The organism is Treponema medium (assembly GCF_017161265.1).
GTDB lineage: Bacteria > Spirochaetota > Spirochaetia > Treponematales > Treponemataceae > Treponema > Treponema medium.
Genome location: NZ_CP031393.1, coordinates 1533347 through 1550208, shown reverse-complemented (window position 1 = coordinate 1550208; position 16862 = coordinate 1533347). Strand labels below are relative to the sequence as shown.

Annotated in this window: 15 protein-coding genes; 5 read left to right on the top strand and 10 right to left on the bottom strand. The window is 44.8% G+C overall.

Annotation, left to right across the window (positions count from 1 at the left end; genetic code table 11):
- Window positions 1-54 precede the first annotated feature (54 nt).
- Entirely contained in the window at window positions 55-2202 is a 2148-nt protein-coding gene (uvrC, locus tag DWB79_RS06865; RefSeq protein ID WP_016523306.1) for an excinuclease ABC subunit UvrC, read from the top strand.
- A 45-nt stretch (window positions 2203-2247) separates the two neighbouring features.
- Here the strand turns inward: uvrC and DWB79_RS06860 are convergent, their stop codons facing one another.
- Together DWB79_RS06860 and DWB79_RS06855 are read right to left on the bottom strand one after the other, a co-directional pair.
- Complete coding sequence (locus DWB79_RS06860; protein WP_016523305.1) at window positions 2248-3147, bottom strand: radical SAM protein; 900 nt, start codon at window positions 3145-3147, stop codon at window positions 2248-2250.
- A 6-nt stretch (window positions 3148-3153) separates the two neighbouring features.
- Window positions 3154-3936 (bottom strand): sulfite exporter TauE/SafE family protein, encoded by a 783-nt coding sequence (locus DWB79_RS06855; RefSeq protein ID WP_040859537.1) that lies wholly within the window; start codon window positions 3934-3936, stop codon window positions 3154-3156.
- A 542-nt stretch (window positions 3937-4478) separates the two neighbouring features.
- Here DWB79_RS06855 and DWB79_RS06850 point away from each other — a divergent pair.
- On the top strand, window positions 4479-5663 hold the full coding sequence (locus DWB79_RS06850; RefSeq protein ID WP_016523303.1) for a hypothetical protein: 1185 nt from the start codon (window positions 4479-4481) through the stop codon (window positions 5661-5663).
- Here the strand turns inward: DWB79_RS06850 and DWB79_RS06845 are convergent.
- The 4 genes from DWB79_RS06845 to asnA all read right to left on the bottom strand — a co-directional run bounded on the left by DWB79_RS06845 (window position 5645) and on the right by asnA (window position 10165).
- The gene (locus tag DWB79_RS06845) at window positions 5645-6307 is read right to left on the bottom strand and encodes a hypothetical protein (RefSeq protein ID WP_016523302.1); all 663 of its coding nucleotides are present in this window, start codon (window positions 6305-6307) and stop codon (window positions 5645-5647) included. The two genes, DWB79_RS06850 and DWB79_RS06845, sit on opposite strands and share 19 nt — an antisense overlap.
- Window positions 6308-6332: 25 nt before the next feature.
- A complete protein-coding gene (thiI, locus tag DWB79_RS06840) occupies window positions 6333-7508 on the bottom strand; it encodes a tRNA uracil 4-sulfurtransferase ThiI (RefSeq protein ID WP_016523301.1) in 1176 nt (391 codons plus the stop codon).
- Window positions 7509-7569: 61 nt separating this feature from the next.
- The gene (locus tag DWB79_RS06835; protein ID WP_016523300.1) at window positions 7570-8910 is read right to left on the bottom strand and encodes a hexokinase family protein; all 1341 of its coding nucleotides are present in this window, start codon (window positions 8908-8910) and stop codon (window positions 7570-7572) included.
- A 217-nt stretch (window positions 8911-9127) separates the two neighbouring features.
- The gene (gene asnA / locus DWB79_RS06830; RefSeq protein ID WP_016523299.1) at window positions 9128-10165 is read right to left on the bottom strand and encodes an aspartate--ammonia ligase; all 1038 of its coding nucleotides are present in this window, start codon (window positions 10163-10165) and stop codon (window positions 9128-9130) included.
- Between the two features lie 198 nt (window positions 10166-10363).
- Between asnA and DWB79_RS12295 the strand changes: the two genes are divergently transcribed.
- Entirely contained in the window at window positions 10364-10489 is a 126-nt protein-coding gene (locus DWB79_RS12295; protein WP_169558576.1) for a transposase, read from the top strand.
- 125 nt (window positions 10490-10614) lie between these two features.
- On the opposite strand, the gene DWB79_RS06820 is transcribed toward DWB79_RS12295, so the two are convergent.
- Both DWB79_RS06820 and DWB79_RS06815 read right to left on the bottom strand, forming a co-directional pair.
- Window positions 10615-11694, bottom strand: a complete 1080-nt coding sequence (locus DWB79_RS06820) for an NAD(P)-dependent oxidoreductase (protein ID WP_016523298.1) — start codon at window positions 11692-11694, stop codon at window positions 10615-10617.
- Between the two features lie 2 nt (window positions 11695-11696).
- Complete coding sequence (locus DWB79_RS06815) at window positions 11697-13052, bottom strand: sodium/glutamate symporter (RefSeq protein ID WP_016523297.1); 1356 nt, start codon at window positions 13050-13052, stop codon at window positions 11697-11699.
- A gap of 110 nt (window positions 13053-13162) precedes the next feature.
- On the opposite strand from DWB79_RS06815, the gene DWB79_RS06810 reads away from it, so the two are divergent.
- Both DWB79_RS06810 and DWB79_RS06805 read left to right on the top strand, forming a co-directional pair.
- The gene (locus DWB79_RS06810) at window positions 13163-13474 is read left to right on the top strand and encodes a helix-turn-helix domain-containing protein (RefSeq protein WP_016523296.1); all 312 of its coding nucleotides are present in this window, start codon (window positions 13163-13165) and stop codon (window positions 13472-13474) included.
- Between the two features lie 351 nt (window positions 13475-13825).
- Entirely contained in the window at window positions 13826-14518 is a 693-nt protein-coding gene (locus DWB79_RS06805; protein ID WP_016523295.1) for a DUF2715 domain-containing protein, read from the top strand.
- Between the two features lie 201 nt (window positions 14519-14719).
- Here the strand turns inward: DWB79_RS06805 and DWB79_RS06800 are convergent, their stop codons facing one another.
- Together DWB79_RS06800 and DWB79_RS06795 are read right to left on the bottom strand one after the other, a co-directional pair.
- Complete coding sequence (locus DWB79_RS06800; protein WP_245541306.1) at window positions 14720-15619, bottom strand: hypothetical protein; 900 nt, start codon at window positions 15617-15619, stop codon at window positions 14720-14722.
- Between the two features lie 80 nt (window positions 15620-15699).
- Window positions 15700-16632, bottom strand: coding sequence for a LysM peptidoglycan-binding domain-containing M23 family metallopeptidase (locus DWB79_RS06795; RefSeq protein WP_016523293.1), 933 nt, complete (start codon window positions 16630-16632; stop codon window positions 15700-15702).
- Window positions 16633-16862 lie beyond the last annotated feature (230 nt).

Below are 16862 nucleotides of genomic sequence, written 5' to 3'. Positions count from 1 at the left end.
TTATGTTCTATCAATATTGCCATTACGCACCGGTCTTAGTATTATCCTTACGATATGAGTGAACAAGCGGACGTACGTGAAGCGCTTCATCAATATGCGCTGTCGGCGCCTAAAACCAGCGGCGTGTATCTGTGGCGGGATGAAAAAGATATCGTTATTTATGTCGGAAAGGCGAAATCGCTCAAGAATAGATTGAGTTCATATTTTGCGTCAAAGCGGGATATTAAAACCCGTATTCTCGTTTCGCGTGCGCGCCGTATCGAGTATATTCAAACCGATAATGAGTATGAGGCGCTGCTGCTTGAAAATAATCTGATTAAAAAATACAAGCCGCGCTACAATATCAATCTCAAAGACGGGAAAACCTATCCCGTGCTCAAAATTACCAATGAACGCTATCCGCGGCTGTACCGAACGCGGCGGATACAAAACGACGGCGCCCGCTATTTCGGTCCCTTCCCCAATGTGCCGGCTGTTGATGATTTTTTGTCGCTCATTAAACGGACCTATACACTGCGGCAATGCAAGCGCTTAAAGAAGCGCGAGCCCTGTCTGTATTTTCATATCGGCCGATGCAGCGCTCCCTGTGCGGATAAAATTTCCGAAACCGATTATCGAAAGGATATTGATGAAATTGCGCTGCTGCTTGAAGGAGACTTGAAAAAACCGCTCGCCGAATTAACGGAAAAGATGAAAGCCGCAGCAGCAGCCCGTGAGTTTGAAAAGGCCGCCCGTATCAGAGACGGGATGCAAGCAGTACGGGCGCTTCGAGGCCAAAACTCCGTTGAAGATATGGATCCGGAAGCTCGCGACTATATCGGCTGGGCGGCTGAGGGAGCGCTGATTACGTTTACGGTATTTAAAATGCGGGGCGGCAAGGTTGTCGGACGGGACTTATACCGGACGGAAAGCCTCAAAGATGAAACCGAGGTATTACCTGAATTTTTAATTGCATACTATACCGACCCGAAGCAGATTCCGCCGCATATCTTTGTATGTGCAGGACAAGAATACGAACTCGCAGAACAATGGTTTGCCGACCGGCTCGGTGTTAAAGTTACTATCACGGCGATTCCGTTGGAAGATCGGAAACAAGCCTCTGCAACGGACACGGAAAGCCTCACCGCTGTGAACGAACATTCATATCATATTGATAACACCGAAGCGGCAGCCGCTGAAAAAACTCCGGTATATGGCGCCGTTACACCTGACATAAGTGATGCCGAAAGCAGTACTGCTAATAGTTTCAAAACAACCGGCACCCTAGGAGTATCCAGTACGGCTGAAACGGCACCGGTATCCGACAGTGCAAGCGAACCGAATGTATCAAAACAAACAACAGCTGCATCAGATGGTGTAGACCACCGAAACGTACCGGAGCGGTTTGCAGTAGACCGGCTGCCTCCTTCCGTACTTCGGCGGCATAAAGCGGCGCTTGCAATGGCACAGTTTAACGCAAAAGAGGACGCTGCCCGCCGCATAAAGGAGCTGGGAGACTTCCCTGCCTTGGAAGAACTCCAAAAGATATTATCGCTTGACCGGCCGCCCCACCGTATCGAAGGTTTCGATATCGCTCATTTGCACGGCAAGTACACGGTTGCAAGCCTCATCTCGTTTAAGGACGGCAATCCCGACAAAAAGAACTACCGGATTTTCAGGCTACGCACCACGGACGGCATTATCGACGACTATGCCTCCATGCGGGAAGCGGTGGCGCGGCGGTATACCCGTTTGCTGAACGAAGCGGCAGAGCTGCCCGACCTAATTATGATAGACGGCGGCATCGGGCAGGTAAATGCGGCCAAAGCGGTACTCGACGCACTGGAGCTGGATATTCCGTTGGTGGGGCTTGCAGAAAAAAATGAAGAACTCTACCGGCCGCATATCAACAAGCCGATTGTACTGCCGCGGCGGAGCGCAGCCTTACGGGTACTCCAGCGGGTACGCGACGAAACGCACCGGTTTGCCAACACTCGCAACAACCGGTTACGCTCAAAAGAAGAACTGCACTTACAGTTTGAACAGCTGCCCCACATCGGGGAAAAACGGGCTGCGCGTTTGCTGCGCAGCTTTTCAAGTATTGAAAAGCTTGCCGCCGCTTCCGTGGAAGCGGCGGCCGCCGCGGCGCGGATTACGCAGGCTCAAGCGGAAGAAGTCATTGCCGCCGCCCGGAAAACGGCTGCACGGTCGGCCACCTTATAAAGGAAATATACATTCGATCGCCGAAATGCGGCTCTTAAAGATGCCCTATAAATAATATTTCCGGTGTTCAGGATATACGCCCCGCTCCAAAACGCGGTTGACTTGCGCGAGCATCGCGTCCCTATCCTGCGGCAGCGTCCCTTTCAACGTTAAAAAGTTTGAGGCGTGGTTGGAGCGGAAAATCACCGGAGCGGTCATCTCTTCAACATGGATATTCTCTAAAATCAGCTTTAATTCTCTTACAACCTCTTCAATCCCGACAACCGTGTATTTTCCTTCGGCGGCGGCTTTGGTAAGATAGCTGCCGTCTTCAAGCCGCAAGGTGAGCAGCCCCGCATACGTCAAATACATTTTGGAGATAATCTCACCGGTTTTAATCGCATGCTGCGTATTATCCCGTTCGGCGCCATTAATCCCTAAAATAAAGGTTGCCGACAGTTCCATCCCCGCATCTTTCACCTTGTTGGAAAGTTTGATCAGCTCCACCGCCGTTGTTCCCTTCCGGATAAACTTGAGCGTTTCATCGTCGCCGCTTTCCACACCGAGATACAAAAGCGTCAACCCCTTTGAGGCCAGCAGCTTTAATTCTTCCGGAGATTTTTGTCTGATATTGAGATGAGTTGCATAGCAGGAAACCCGTTTGCACTGCGGAATAACGGCAGCAATCGCGTCCAACACCGCGGCCAAGTATTCCGTCGGGGCGGTTAACGCATCGCCGTCAGCCAAGAACACCTTATCAACACGGCGGTAGTGTTCGGCAAACATCACAAGTTCCTGCTTCACCGTTTCAATCGGCTTAATCCGGAATTTTTTTGTCTGATACATTCCGCAAAAGACGCAGCGGTTGTACGAACAGCCGAGTGTTACCTGTAAGATTAAAGAATAAGCCTCGCTCGGCGGACGATACAGTGGATAGTCATAAGGGTCGTAAAGCGTATAGTTCATAAGCGCCTATGAGAACAGAAATGTCCCGAAAACATCGTAAAAGAGTTTTCCGAACAGCAGGATAATAACACAGATCATCAACGGTTTGATAAACGCAGTGCCTTTTTTTATTGCAAACCCCGCCCCGATATAGTTTCCAATGATGCCGAATACGGCGGCAGGAATTGCAATGGAATAGATGACCTTGTTGCCGGTTATGACAGCAATGAGCGATGCATAATTCGATGCGAGATTCATAACTTTTGCATTACCGGAAGCGGTTTTGAGATCATATTTCATCCCTGCGGAAAAAACGATAATCGCAATGGTACCCGTTCCCGGCCCGATCAGTCCGTCGTAGAATCCGATCACTAGACCGGTACAGGCCGCCAAGATAAGCGCTTTCTTTTTCGGAATATCGGCTGATTTATTCTCAGTACCGAAGTTGCGTTTGAATAAAAGAAGCACAGCGACAATCGGGAGAACGATAACCAATACGGTTTTAAGCGTTTCCTGATTGATCATCAATGCGATTCTGATACCAAGATATGAAGCGACAAACGAACAGACAGCGGAAACTGCCGCGACCTGCCAGTCAACCGCGCCGTTTTTAAAAAACCGCGCTGCGGAAAGTGTGGTGCCGCACGCAGATGAAAACTTATTACACCCGATTGCGGTATGCGGTGGAAGCCCGACAAATAAATAAGCAGGCAACGAGATTAACCCTCCGCCCCCCGCCGCAGAATCGACAAAGCCCCCTAAAAAAACAAAAAACCACAGAGCTGCGAGCGCCCAAATACTTAAATGCATGATCATATTCTATCATCCTTTTGTTCTTTTGAAAATATACGGGTAATTACTTTGTCGCTTCATAAAAATTAATCCTCAACGTATCATTTCCGCCAAGGACGGCGGTAGTTCCAAGCAGCAGTAAGTTTTTCGGTAGAAAAACTTATCGTTGACCAGTGTACACGGACGTACACTGGTCAACAGCGCCACGGATGGCGGGGATGTAAAGCTGTAACGAGTTTAGGCGTAAGCTAAACTCGTAGCCACAGAATGTATAGGATGTACATTCTGTGGCGTGCCTCCGCTTTATTTTTGTTCGCGCCTTGTAGTTTCAGGACGGACACGGATGTCCGTGGTTATAAGCAGTAGCAACGTTTTTTTGCACAGCAAAAACTCGCGTTCAAAAATTGACAAGGAGGTCAACTTTTGAACTTGGCACTGATAGCGATGTTTCCAGTCAGTAGCGTGTTTGAACCGATGATATAGTATTTTTTACGATAAACGTATATATTGATAGTGTTCTCTTAATCTTATATTCACGGGATGAACAAAGGCGGTTTTGTATGGATAATCTGAAGAAAAATTTAGCGGACAGAAAAAAAGATCGGGAAAATTTACAAACAATGCTTAATTCATTGTACAGAGAATGCGGCGAAGCCCAATTCGAATATGTTTTACAGCGTAAAGAACCGACGCCTCACATCGACGAACAAGATTTTGAAGCGTGGAAAATGCTGAGGGAATCTCGCCGAAAGGATTCGGATACTATTTTGAGCATTAAGACAGCACAATCACGGCAAAATGAATTAAAAGTTTTTTCTAAAGAAGTTGATAAACTATTACATGAACAGCAGCGTACCTATCAGAACACGCGGAATGATTTTATTTTACTGTTCTTCCAAACCTATCAAAATAATTCACTTCCCCAAATTGCACACATTGCACAATCGATTGAACCGCTCAAAGAGTCTATCGAAAAGGTACAGCAAGAAAAACAAGAACTTGAACACAAAAAAAACGATGCACATTTTTTCAAAAAACTGACATTGAGTCCACAGTTGCTGTCTTTAAAAAATAAATTGACCAGCCTGCAGAAAAAAATGAACGAACAAATTATTGAGGCAGGAGAGGAGTCTCTAACAGATGAGGTTATAAAAGAAGTACGCGGTGCATCCTTTCCGGAACAACTCGAAACAGCATATCTTTCCTTACAAGCAATCGTTTCAAAACAAGATGAGATGGAAGACAGAAAGGAAACCCTGAATACCGAGCAGAAAAAACTTGAAGAAACGCTAACGGAATGCGGTGTTGCCGATACTCCTCAGAAACGGATCAATATTCTGACAGACATCATAAAAAATACGGATGAAAAAATTGAGGAAGCCGAAAGACAACAAGGTTCACAGTATAGCGATATCTTTTATACCGAGGCAGGAGAAAAAACCGACGAACCTCTTACCGGCATACCGGAACTGTTTAAACCGTATTTAGATGCTATTGCGGAGTATCGTGTAAAGCTTGGGAAAAATGCGATCGACATCGAATATATCGAAAACGAAATCGCCCTTGCCGGTGAGGTACATAAAATAGAAACCTTACAAAAAGCGATCGCCGGATATCGAGAAGGGATTACACAATATGAAAAATTAATTGAAACCGCTGAGCGAGATATTGCGCGCGAAGAAGAAATAAAACTGGGTCTTGAGGAAAGAAATAATGAGCTGAAATCTCAAGGTTCGGCGGACTGAGAAGGAATTCGACTGATAGCTCTCAGCTCCCATTTTTTCGGTTTAAAGAAGCCTTGAGCGTATACAGCGCCGAAGCCGGGTTCATACAGATGGATTTTTCGTATCTGTTTTGTAATGTTCCATTTTTTAATATACATACCATAAGATTCCAGAAAATTAAACGGCTGCAATTTAGTAAAACCGCATCGAGTATCATAGACAGCCGTTGCAATTTCAATGTAAACGCTGTAAGGGGCATCAAGCTCCATTTCAAGCGGATTTTGGTTTTGATTAAAACAAGCCCCAACCTGTACGCTCACGAGATTATCTATCGGTAAAAGCTGTTCGACAGGATATCCTCCATAACTAAACAATGTTCGTGCGTTACGGAAGAGTATCCCCGAAATTTCAAGCCGTTTGTTATTCATCGCAAGATAACGGTACATACAATCGATCAGTTCAAACAAGTTAATACTCGTCTCTGCTGCTGCGCCGAGTATGAGTTGTATATCTTCATCGTTTACATAATAGATACTGTTCTTCCGCATCGGCATAGTCGAAATTATTTTTTCAATAACAGGATATGCCTCATCAGCGCTCATGCCCACTAAGTGAACAGAAGAAAAAATCAAAAGATATAAAACAGGTAATAACTTTTTATGCATTAAATAATATCCTCTCTTCACGTTTTTATAGCAGCGTCCATTCTATTTTTTTTGTCTCACGCTGCTCGAAGGCTTCCATAAGCAGCGGCTCTATGTCTATACGCGCATAGATATCTTCGGCATCCTTCTGCCGTGTATGCAATACCGGATGCTTGGGAGAAAACAACACACAGCAATCTTCGTACGGCAATATGGAAGTTTGATAGGTACCGATATCAACCGCATAGCGTATGATTTCTTCCTTGTCCATACCGATAAGCGGACGTAGAATCGGAAGTTTTGCACAGCTGTCGGTAATTGTAAGGTTTTCGATTGTTTGGCTTGCCACCTGCGCGAGACTCTCTCCCGTAACCAAACACTGTGCATTGACCTTTTCGGCCAGCATTTCGGCCGTGTGCATCATACACATACGGAGCAGGAGCGTCAAATAGGCTTCCGGCACCGTCCGCTTTAGGTGCTGCTGTACCTTGGTAAACGATATGACGGTAATGTATCCGCCAAGCCCGTAACGAGCTAAAATACCGGCTAAGGTTTCTACCTTTTGCTGAGCTTCCGGCGATGTATACGGATGGGAATGAAAATACACGTAATCGACTTTCATACCACGGAAGAGCATTTTGTATCCGGCAACGGGGGAGTCGATTCCGCCCGAGAGCAGCAGCAGCGCCCGCCCCGAACAGCCGCATGGAAGACCTCTCCTGCCGATATGCTCAACGCCGTAAATGAAGGCTTGCTTTTCGCGCACTTCGATACTGATAACCGCATCGGGGTTATGCACATCGACGGTTAAAATCCCCGCCGTATGGATGGTGCCTCCTACTTCCCGCGCAATGTCATAGGAAGTAAGGGGAAATTGTTTATCGGCGCGGCGGGCTTCAATTTTAAAGGTGCGTGCACCTTGCGCCTGCAAAGCTTTTGCTTCGGCAACAGCCGTTTCGGAAATAGCTTCGAGTGTTTTATCTGCCGGTTTTGCCTGCGCCCAGCTCGTAATACCGAAAAGGTGATTTAAAGCCGCTTCTACCCGCGGCTGCAAGGCCTCATCAGCCCGTACATACATCCGTCCGGCGCGTACCTGTACGTTCGGCACCGCTCCGTCAAAATAGCTTCTGAAGTTTTGCGCAAGCCGCCGTTCAAAATCCTTTAGGTTCCCTTTTTTAAGATTGATTTCTCCGATTTTTGCCAGATAAAAAAGCTCCGCCATGTGAGTTTCGTTAAACCTCCGTTAAATCCGCTAAATTATTACATTATTATATATTATATTGTTAAATCGTGCCCGCGATGGCGGTACCGAACGTAATTGCATGGTCGAGGGATACCACATCAAAATAAAGGCCTCGCTCTTGCGTCAGCACCGTATAGAGATGCGCAATGACGGCATCATGCAACCGGTACGTTTTTAAAAACGTTGTACCCTCTGCAAGGATACAAACCGGCAGCGCAGGATTTTTTCCCTTGCCTGTTTTAATGACAGCCGCTGCGATATTTCCCGCAGCAAGCCGCGCCGTACGCATAATCAGCGCATCCAATATTCGGCAGAGAACCTCGCGGTCTTCTTCCGTGCCGCCTGCTAACAGCAGTCCGAGCGGAGTTTGATCGGAATATGGCGCTTGCAAAAAGCGGTTTACATCGATGAGCGGAAGGTCGGCAATGGAAGCAAACGCTTTTTTGACGCCTGCGGAAAAAAGATTGTCCGCAGCGGCTGCCCGTATCATCACCGAAGCAACCGATCCGAGGTAGGCGCCGGAGCACATTTTTTCAAACCAAAACATCTGCGGCTGGTCGGTCTTTTTGGCAAACGCTTCGTCAAAATCGCTGCGCGGCTGTTTGTTCGACTTTCCCGACTCGCAGACGACAATCTGCGCGGGCAAGGTGACCGTACCGGAGCTGTTCGACGCAATTTTCGGAATGTTCTGATATTCGATATACGCGGCGTTCATTCCGGTTCCGAGGATAAAGCCCACATACGAATCGTATTTTTTTCCGCCGACAGCAGTCGATGCCCCTGCGAGGAGCGCCGCGACCGTATCATTTAACAGCACAATGCGTTTCAGCTTATTCCAGCCCCGCTGCATCAGCGCCGCTTCCAGATTTTGACCGACTAATGAGCCGATCACTTCGGGCGCTTTGATTTCCTTAGAGAATTGCAGCACTTCGCCGTCGCCTGCCGGAGTAATTTTCATCGCATACGAAAAGCAAAATGCGATAGAATCCGCAGCGTTTTTCAAATGGTCTAAATAGGAGGCGATGGTGTCAAAAAACTCCGCTTTGGAATATTCACGATCGGTTGCCGGCATCGGCTTCCGCTCAAGCTGACTGATGGACGGGATGCTGTTTTCGTCAAAGGTAACCAAGCATGAGCGGAAATTGGTTCCGCCCGCATCGATAACGATAACCGAAGTATTTTTGGGCGGCTGTTGAGGCGGCATAAACCACGTAGGAATCATATCAAGAGCCGGTCCCGTACCGACGGGAATGCTCGGATCCCGTTTCAGCCCTTCTTCCATATCATACAGCAGCGTATCGATAACCGTATTGACCGTGGGGCCTTCCGCATCAAAATTATGCCGCCCGAAAAACGCAGCGACCGAATGCCGAATGTCCATCGTAATACCTCCCAATAAATTCATTCACAAATATTCGGGAACCTCTAAAAACTTCCGTTTTTAGAGGTGAGCTTTGCTCACCGGTTTTCCCTTAGATTTATTTGCGATGTATTTTTTATAAATTATTACAGTATAAAAATTTATAAAAAATACTCGTTATCAGCTATGCTGATGAAGCATCTTCTAAAAGCTAACCGAGTTTTTAGAGATGCCCATTCTATAATAACAGAATACTTCGTCCCGCGCACTGTGCCCGCATATCATCGGGCCATACCGAAACCTGCGTTTCACCGATATGGGCTTTCCGCAAGAAGAACATACAGAGCCGCGACTGCCCGATTCCCCCACCGATAGTTTGGGGCAGCTCTCCGTTCAGCAGCTTGGTATGAAAAAACAGCGATGCCCGTTCCATGCAGTTGCGGGCGGCAAGCTGTTCCCTCATCGTTTTAGGACTTACCCTGATTCCCATCGAAGAGAGCTCAAGCACATCCTCTAATACGGGATTCCATACCAGTAAGTCTCCGTTTAATCCGTGCCGTCCGCCGCCGGTTGCAGTAATCCAGTCGTCATAGTCGGGCGCCCTGCCATCGTGCGGTACTCCGTTCGCAAGTGGGGCACCAATGCCGATTAAAAAAACAGCGCCGTACTGTTGGGCGCACTTTCGTTCTCGTTCCTTTCCGGAAAGATTGGGATACTGCGCATAGAGATCTTCTGCATGGATAAAGGTGATATGCTTCGGCAGAATCGGCTCGATTGCTGAATAGTTATCATAGATAAAAAACTCGGTACACTTTAAGCAATCATATATTTTTTCTACGGTTGCCTTCAGGAAATCGAGCGTTCGGTCAGCCTTCTCCATCGCAAGCTCCCAATCCCACTGATCGACATACAGCGAATGGATATTATCAAGTTCCTCATCAGCTCGAATCGCATTCATATCCGTATAAATACCGAAGCCGGACTTTAATCCCATTTCCGCTATTTTGACTCGCTTCCACTTTGCAAGCGAGTGTACAATCTCAAGTGCCTGCTCGTTCATATCCTTTACCGGAAAATGCACTGCCCGCTCCGTGCCGTTCAGATCATCGTTCAAGCCCTTTCCTCTGGGAACAAAGAGCGGCGCTGTAACACGGGTTAAGTTCAAACGGGTCGATAAAGTGAGCTGAAAAAAGTTTTTGATACGGACAATAGCCTGTTCTGTTTCTTTACCGGTCAAAACCGGCCGGTAGTGTTCGGGAATATAAAGATGCGGCATAAGCTCTGACTTTCCTTAATGATTTTTGTGAAGAATATATCAATCTATCTTTTTTTTAGGGAAAAAACAAGGGTGTGGTTGTATCCCTTTTGTGCGGAATTGTGCTCAAAATTTCAGACGGTTTATTTTAGAAGAAGGGTAATCGTATCAAACAGATAGACAGATCAAATTCCGCAGAATGTCTATGGGGCGGAGGTTTTGCCCGAATTGATTTTTCGGGTAGCAGAATCCGTCATTGAGGATGTTCGGCAGCGGCGCAACCGTCCGCTGGAGAAATTATACCCAATACTTTTTCTCGACGGACTGCGAATGAATCCAAGATAGAACGGCAAAAACCTCAACAAATGACATCCTCATTACCTGTATGGACGAACTTATGGACACACCGACGCAGAGTGTCGGAGATATTGAGCACCTCTAAAAACTCGGTTAGATTTTTAGAGGTGCCCCTATGTATAATACGGTAATTGTTCTTTAAAGTGATCTTTACCGTTATTCAACCAGAATACAACATGGTTCATTGCTTCCGCAGCTTTTGTCTTTGCTGCTATATCCGAATTGAATCCTTGATGGGGCTGTACATAGAAATTCGATTTCCTTGCCAGTGCTTCATCGATAATTTCTTTCGCTGCTAGAATATTTTCATTTTGGCACCCAGTAAAATCGTTTGCCCGCAAGTAATCCGTTAATTCAGACTCTTGGCTGAACACATCTGCCGCGACACCGATAATCTTCCCTTCTCTGTAGAGCTTCAGCAACGTTGCTTCAGGAGCAATTTCTCCTCTTGTAACATTGATAAAAATCAACGGTTTTCTTGCTTTTAAAAGATACGTTTCATCAAAGTACCCTGCATTATAAAACCTGCTGTTTTTATCTTTTGTTAAATTCATTACATTGATGAGTATATCGGAATTTACAATAGCAGTATCGCGATCCGTAAAACGGCAGTCTTTGTATTCTGCCATCTCCTTCAATTCATTTTCACGAATATCCACTGCTTGAACGGTTACGCCGTTTGCCTCAAGGTCTTCATAAATCCGTTTACCGATCTTTCCGACACCGTACACGGTGGCAACCCTGTTTTTTCTCAGTTCAATAAAAGATTTGGTATTTTTTCTTTCAAAAATCTTTGTGTTATCCGAATACTCATTTAAATTGCCTGTTGTGCAATACAGGAATTTTATTGCGGTTTGTGCAACGGCATCAATGCAATATTCTCTTAAACTTGCTAAGTTAATCTTGTATTGCAGATGCTCAAAATGGTCATACCCGGCACTTCGTGTAATAACGCTTTTTTTAATTCCATTATTAACATACGTATCCGGCAATTTCGAATGCGTTTTCGTCGTGATGATATCGGGTAAATCAACAGTATTTTCTTTCAAGTACTCTTGAATAGTCAACGGCGTAATTAAAGAGGTAAAAGAAGTAGGCAATGCGCCTTTCTTTTGCAGTTCTTCTGTTATATTCTTTAAAAACTCCGCTTCCTTACCAAGAGCTTCAAAATGCATTATATCGTACTTCATCATACTCATTCATCTCCTTTTGAATACTGCATCTTTCCGGGTGTCCACCACTTAAATGCTAAGGCTACAACCGTTAACACGATAAACCCTGCCCACATAACTAATGTTGTATACATCGGATATACTCCGCCCATCGCAATAAAGATAGGAGGTAATGCCTGTAAAGCGATTGCAATAGGTCTGTTAAGCAAGTCCGTTATACCGGTATCTTCCAAACCTCGCGATTTTTGATCAGGGTCAACAACCCTACTGAGCAATACACCCGTTGCGATAACACCGTTTGCACGGCCGTAATTCATAATAGCCCGCTCAAACCAATCTTTAGACGAACTATATTTACCGACATACAGAAACCATACAATATTAAGGATAAGGCCGAATACAAAACTGATTAAAAGCGGCCCGAAGTTTGCGGCAATAACATTGAGTTTGAGCCCGACAATGGCGGATATAACCAATAAATCCGTTGAGGTACTGCTCATTCTTTGTACGGTGTATCTGTCAACATATTTGGCGGCGCCGGTTTTCTTTAAAAAGAACTGCATGATATATCCGAAGAGTAATGCGGAAACGAATACCGGAATGGAAAGCCAGCTCACTTGACGCTGCACCATACTCGAGAACCATTTACCCAACATAGTAGCGATCATAATGATTCCTATATGGAATGCGAGCGGATCCAAAGACATATTTGAAATCGTGATTTTTCCGCCGCTTTTTTGCTGACTTTCAGGAATAAGCCCCGTACGGATATATTCGGGAAGCTGCTTCGGCGATTCAACATAGTTTGTATAGCCTTTCCGCGTTCCCCAGTTGATAATAATCATACCGATAACAATACCGCCGACTAATCCGACTGTAGCCGATGCGTTTGCTAAATCGAAAAATTCAGGATATCCATGCTCTTTATAAATCGCACCAACAGCAGCGGCAGTCCCGTGTCCGCCGTAAAATCCGGTTGCCATCAGCAAACCGAAACCATCGTTCAGCCCGGGCCACAATTTATTGAGTATTCCAAGCGCTAAAGCCATTCCTGCTGCATACTGCAACATCAGGATGCCCGTATTTTGATAGAAGAAACCGCCTACGCCTTTTATCTCTTTTTTTGAGATAGGCTTATCTCCGATGGGCGTACAGGCGAACACAACTGCGATAAGCACCCCTGCATACTTTGTTAATTGAGCTGAGAACGGCAATATCTGAAAACCGCTCGGCCCAAGAGCCAAACCGATAAAACCTCCTATCAGCGAAGCCGGCATCAGTATGGACTGAAAAAACTTGACCTTAGCTCTTAAAAATTGACCGACAAGCAGCAGTGCGCCTAAAAGTCCCGCATCGGTTACAATATCCCATAAAGACATAGATTCCTCCTCTCTCGGTTTGCATCAATATTTTGATGTTATAAATAAATATTAAACAAGATATTGATTTTGTCAAGTCTTTAACATCAAGATTATGATATTCTGCGGCTATGAGCTTTAAGGATAGGCTTAGACAAGAGATTGAATATAAAGGATTGCTCGTAAAAGAACTCTCCGCGGAAGTAGGAATCAGTAACAGTACATTTTTGTCGTATATAGATGCGCGCGGAGTTTTACCGAATGTGGAAACAGCCGTTAAAATAGCGTCGGTACTTGGCGTTTCTGTTGAGTATTTGGTTACGGGAAAGGATCCGATTTATAATTCAAAGCATAGCGATATACAGGATATCACGCATGATCTTATAAAACTCACCCCTTATCAGATGGAAATCATAAAAAAAATGGTACATGCACTGGTATAGCGGATTTGGAGGTGTTGTAGACGGTCTGTTATTGGTGCGGAGACTTTAATGTTTGGATGCTCTGTGTCGAGGCATGTTAATTTACAGGGGACTCCAAAGAATGCCTGATGTATTTACCCTGATATACCTTTCTTTCTTCTCTCCTGATTTTGATATTTCGCAACCGCCACAAAACTTCCATTTAACCCCTTGACTTTTCATAGCAGACTATTTTCAAAAGGCAGTTCTAATGTCTTTACCCTTTTCGTTTCATTGACTGAAACCGGTAAAAGTGCCATACTTGATATGAACATTGCTAAAAGCTAACCAAGTTTTTAGCGATGCTCATACTTTTTTAGGAGGATGAACTATATGAAAAAAAGAATTTGTATTCTCTGTTTACTCACCGTATTTTCGGTAGGCTTTCTTTCCGCCAACGTAAAGATGAGCCTTGATGTGGGACCGGTCTATACCTATTTTAGCAGCCACACCACCAACAGCAGCGAAAATAAAACTTCATGGGCAACCCATACCGGCGGTCTGAATGTCTTATTCGGTGTTGAGTTCGTTCAAAATTTCGGGGTATATGGATCAGCCAACTTTGCGTTCGGACAAAAAATTATTGATAAAAGCCGTATAGGAAACTATAACGACAAGACAATTACTATAAAAAGATGGAAAGGAGACTTGACGTATGTAATCGACAGCCAATTCGGGTTTTTCTATGTATTTCATCCTGTAAAAAAGATGGATCTTACACTCGGGTTCGGTCTTGGCATCGGTGGAAGCGGGCGAAACTACACGTATACTAAGCTTTTAGTAACAACAAAAGAAGAAAAATCGCAAGTCAATATCGGCGGCGGCGTCAATCTGAATGTTTCCTATATGTTTACCAAAATGGTAGGAATCTACGGCGGCATATCTGATACTTTATATGCCCCTGTATACATGAAAACCAAAACAAAAATTGGTAACACTGATCCCGTCATAACAGAAAATTCAAACGCATCAGGGAAAATTGCACATTCGTTAAATATCAAAGCCGGTGTTCAATTCGTCTTTTAAAAGACACCCCCGACGCAAAGCGTCGGGGTATTAAACCCTCCGCACGAATAAATCTGCGGTAAGTTTTGTTACACAAAAAAAAAGCCGGTTAAAGAACCGGCCCGCCGTCTGGCTATCGGTCGATTAATGGGTGGGAGGGGAACTAACCGACCGATACTTTATATATCGGCTTCGATGTGCTAAACCTTAATGCATTTTATTTTAATCTGCAATTTCCTGCAAGAGAACATCCATCGTCATTGTCATTTCGTAGGTCTTTCCTTCCTCAACGGTAATTTGACGGGTTAGTTCATACGTTCCCATCTTAAAGACTATGGTATGCCCTCCCACAGCAACCGGCAGCGGTTCCTTTGAAAGCGTTATCTCTTGATTATCAAGGAATACTGCCACATTTTCCGGCGCTTGTATGTGCAGTAACGGCGTAATAGATTTCAACTGAACTTCCAGTTGCGTAATTTTACCTCGCTCAATAATACAGGAGCGCATTTCGGTTCGGTATGCATCCGAACTGATACTTATCGAATATGTCCCCGGCAATAACAGCTGCAAATCTTCGAACTGCGTAAGATATTCGTTATTCAGCTGCACAGTAACAGGTTTCTGTTCCTTTTCGGGGAATTGAAGCTTCAACTGTAAGCCGCCCTCAGCAATCAGCAAGGGACGAATAATAACCGTAAAAGAGGCTCGTTCAAAATCGTCAGGCAAGCCTTTCATAACCGGATTCAGCCGCAGCATAACAGGACTTACAGCGACCCTACTGCTATACGGTAAAAGTTCACTATTTTTTATATGTTTAAAATTGTAGTCTTTTTTTACGGGAATTCTCAGAATATGCGAAAACCTATTCGGCAGCAGTGCTGTACTGATTTTTTTTGCAGAATAGTCGATATATTTCTTTGAAGGTTCAGGTTTAATATCGGTATACACCGTATAAGCGATGGAATTGGGATAATTCATACTTATCTTATCCTGCTTTATTTCAAGTTCTATCCCTTCCAAAAACAAAAAATCACTTTTAACCGCAAATGAAACCGCATCATTATAACCGATGCTGAGCGAAACAGGCGCAAATACTTCCCTGTCAAAGACATACGAATGCATATTGCTGACCCTAAAACTGTCAGGGTAAAAAAAAGAAATGGAAAAAAAGAAAAAATATGATGTTATACACAAGAGCTGTTTCATGACTTTGCTTTCTTTGTATCGATGAAAAGGGACGGATTTTTCGCTTTTCCTTGCTCGCGTACCTCAAAGTGTAAATGCGGTCCCGTGGAAAGTCCTGTAGAACCGACATACCCTATCACTATACCTGATTTTACCTTTTCATACAAGCGGGCTTGAACCTTGCTTAAATGACCGTACAGACTTTCCCGGCCGTCATCATGGCGAATAAGAATATAATTGCCGTAGATGTTGCTATATGCGATTTCAATAACCGTGCCTGCAGCACAGGCATAGACAGGACTTCCGGTTGGGGCGGCAAGATCAATACCGGCATGGTAAGTTGATTTTCCGGTAAAAGGGTTTTTCCGCATACCGAAGTCAGAAGTAACAACGGCATGCTGCAACGGAAACCGATAGAACGGAACAAAAAAGAAGCTGCGCACGGTGCTGTCAAGCATTGCATTCGGAAAGCATTCCACCCGTATTTTTTTTCCGGGGTTTGCAGCAGAAGGAAGCGTAATTGAAAAGGACTCGGTTTTAAGCTTTTTACTCAGCGCTTCGGTCAATTTTTCGATATCCGAAACCGCTTTTTCGGGGAGATAGAGCGCCGGTAAAGTCGGTAGCAAGAGCATTTTACCTGAAATATTGGTTTTAACGGATTCGATACCGTTTAAAGTGATCAGCGCATCATAAGGGATACTGCATCGGGCTGCAATCCGGATAACGGTATCTTCTTTTTGTGCTTTATAGCGATAAAATTGCAGGGGCAATTCACGAGCGGTTTTTCCCGCTGCAAGCGCCTTCCGTGCATAGAGGACATCATCGCTATATTGCTGAAAAATATGATTTTGAGGAGATAGCTCCGGTATAAGTGGCAGTTCCGCGTACTCGGCTGCCGCAATAATATGAATAAAAAGAATAAGTGCACAGCAGAGCGGAAATTTTTTCATCACAGAGAACGCTATATCCGGTCTTCCGAAAACCCAAAGGCTACGAAACCGTACAATACAAGCGAGAGAATAAGCACCGATAAGGCCAAGATACGATGATAAGCAAAAATAAATATAAAGAAGAGGATCAATCCCCCAAAGAGAATGAGCTTTTTTATGAGTGAATGCAGAAACCTTCGTGGATGAGCTTTATAGCTTTTTATACTGCGCTTAACAATGAAAAACAATAG

Excerpts from the sequence above, each read along its gene's own strand:
- uvrC (WP_016523306.1), top strand. The coding sequence starts at position 55 with ATGAGTGAACAAGCGGACGTACGTGAAGCGCTTCATCAATATGCGCTG.
- DWB79_RS06805 (WP_016523295.1), top strand. The coding sequence starts at position 13,826 with ATGAAAAAAAGAATTTGTATTCTCTGTTTACTCACCGTATTTTCGGTA.
- DWB79_RS06820 (WP_016523298.1), bottom strand. The coding sequence starts at position 11,694 with ATGATGAAGTACGATATAATGCATTTTGAAGCTCTTGGTAAGGAAGCG.
- DWB79_RS06845 (WP_016523302.1), bottom strand. The coding sequence starts at position 6,307 with ATGCATAAAAAGTTATTACCTGTTTTATATCTTTTGATTTTTTCTTCT.
- DWB79_RS06810 (WP_016523296.1), top strand. The coding sequence starts at position 13,163 with ATGAGCTTTAAGGATAGGCTTAGACAAGAGATTGAATATAAAGGATTG.
- DWB79_RS06850 (WP_016523303.1), top strand. The coding sequence starts at position 4,479 with ATGGATAATCTGAAGAAAAATTTAGCGGACAGAAAAAAAGATCGGGAA.
- thiI (WP_016523301.1), bottom strand. The coding sequence starts at position 7,508 with ATGGCGGAGCTTTTTTATCTGGCAAAAATCGGAGAAATCAATCTTAAA.
- DWB79_RS06860 (WP_016523305.1), bottom strand. The coding sequence starts at position 3,147 with ATGAACTATACGCTTTACGACCCTTATGACTATCCACTGTATCGTCCG.
- DWB79_RS06795 (WP_016523293.1), bottom strand. The coding sequence starts at position 16,632 with ATGAAAAAATTTCCGCTCTGCTGTGCACTTATTCTTTTTATTCATATT.
- DWB79_RS06815 (WP_016523297.1), bottom strand. The coding sequence starts at position 13,052 with ATGTCTTTATGGGATATTGTAACCGATGCGGGACTTTTAGGCGCACTG.
- DWB79_RS06855 (WP_040859537.1), bottom strand. The coding sequence starts at position 3,936 with ATGCATTTAAGTATTTGGGCGCTCGCAGCTCTGTGGTTTTTTGTTTTT.
- DWB79_RS06835 (WP_016523300.1), bottom strand. The coding sequence starts at position 8,910 with ATGGACATTCGGCATTCGGTCGCTGCGTTTTTCGGGCGGCATAATTTT.
- DWB79_RS06800 (WP_245541306.1), bottom strand. The coding sequence starts at position 15,619 with ATGCATTCGTATGTCTTTGACAGGGAAGTATTTGCGCCTGTTTCGCTC.
- asnA (WP_016523299.1), bottom strand. The coding sequence starts at position 10,165 with ATGCCGCATCTTTATATTCCCGAACACTACCGGCCGGTTTTGACCGGT.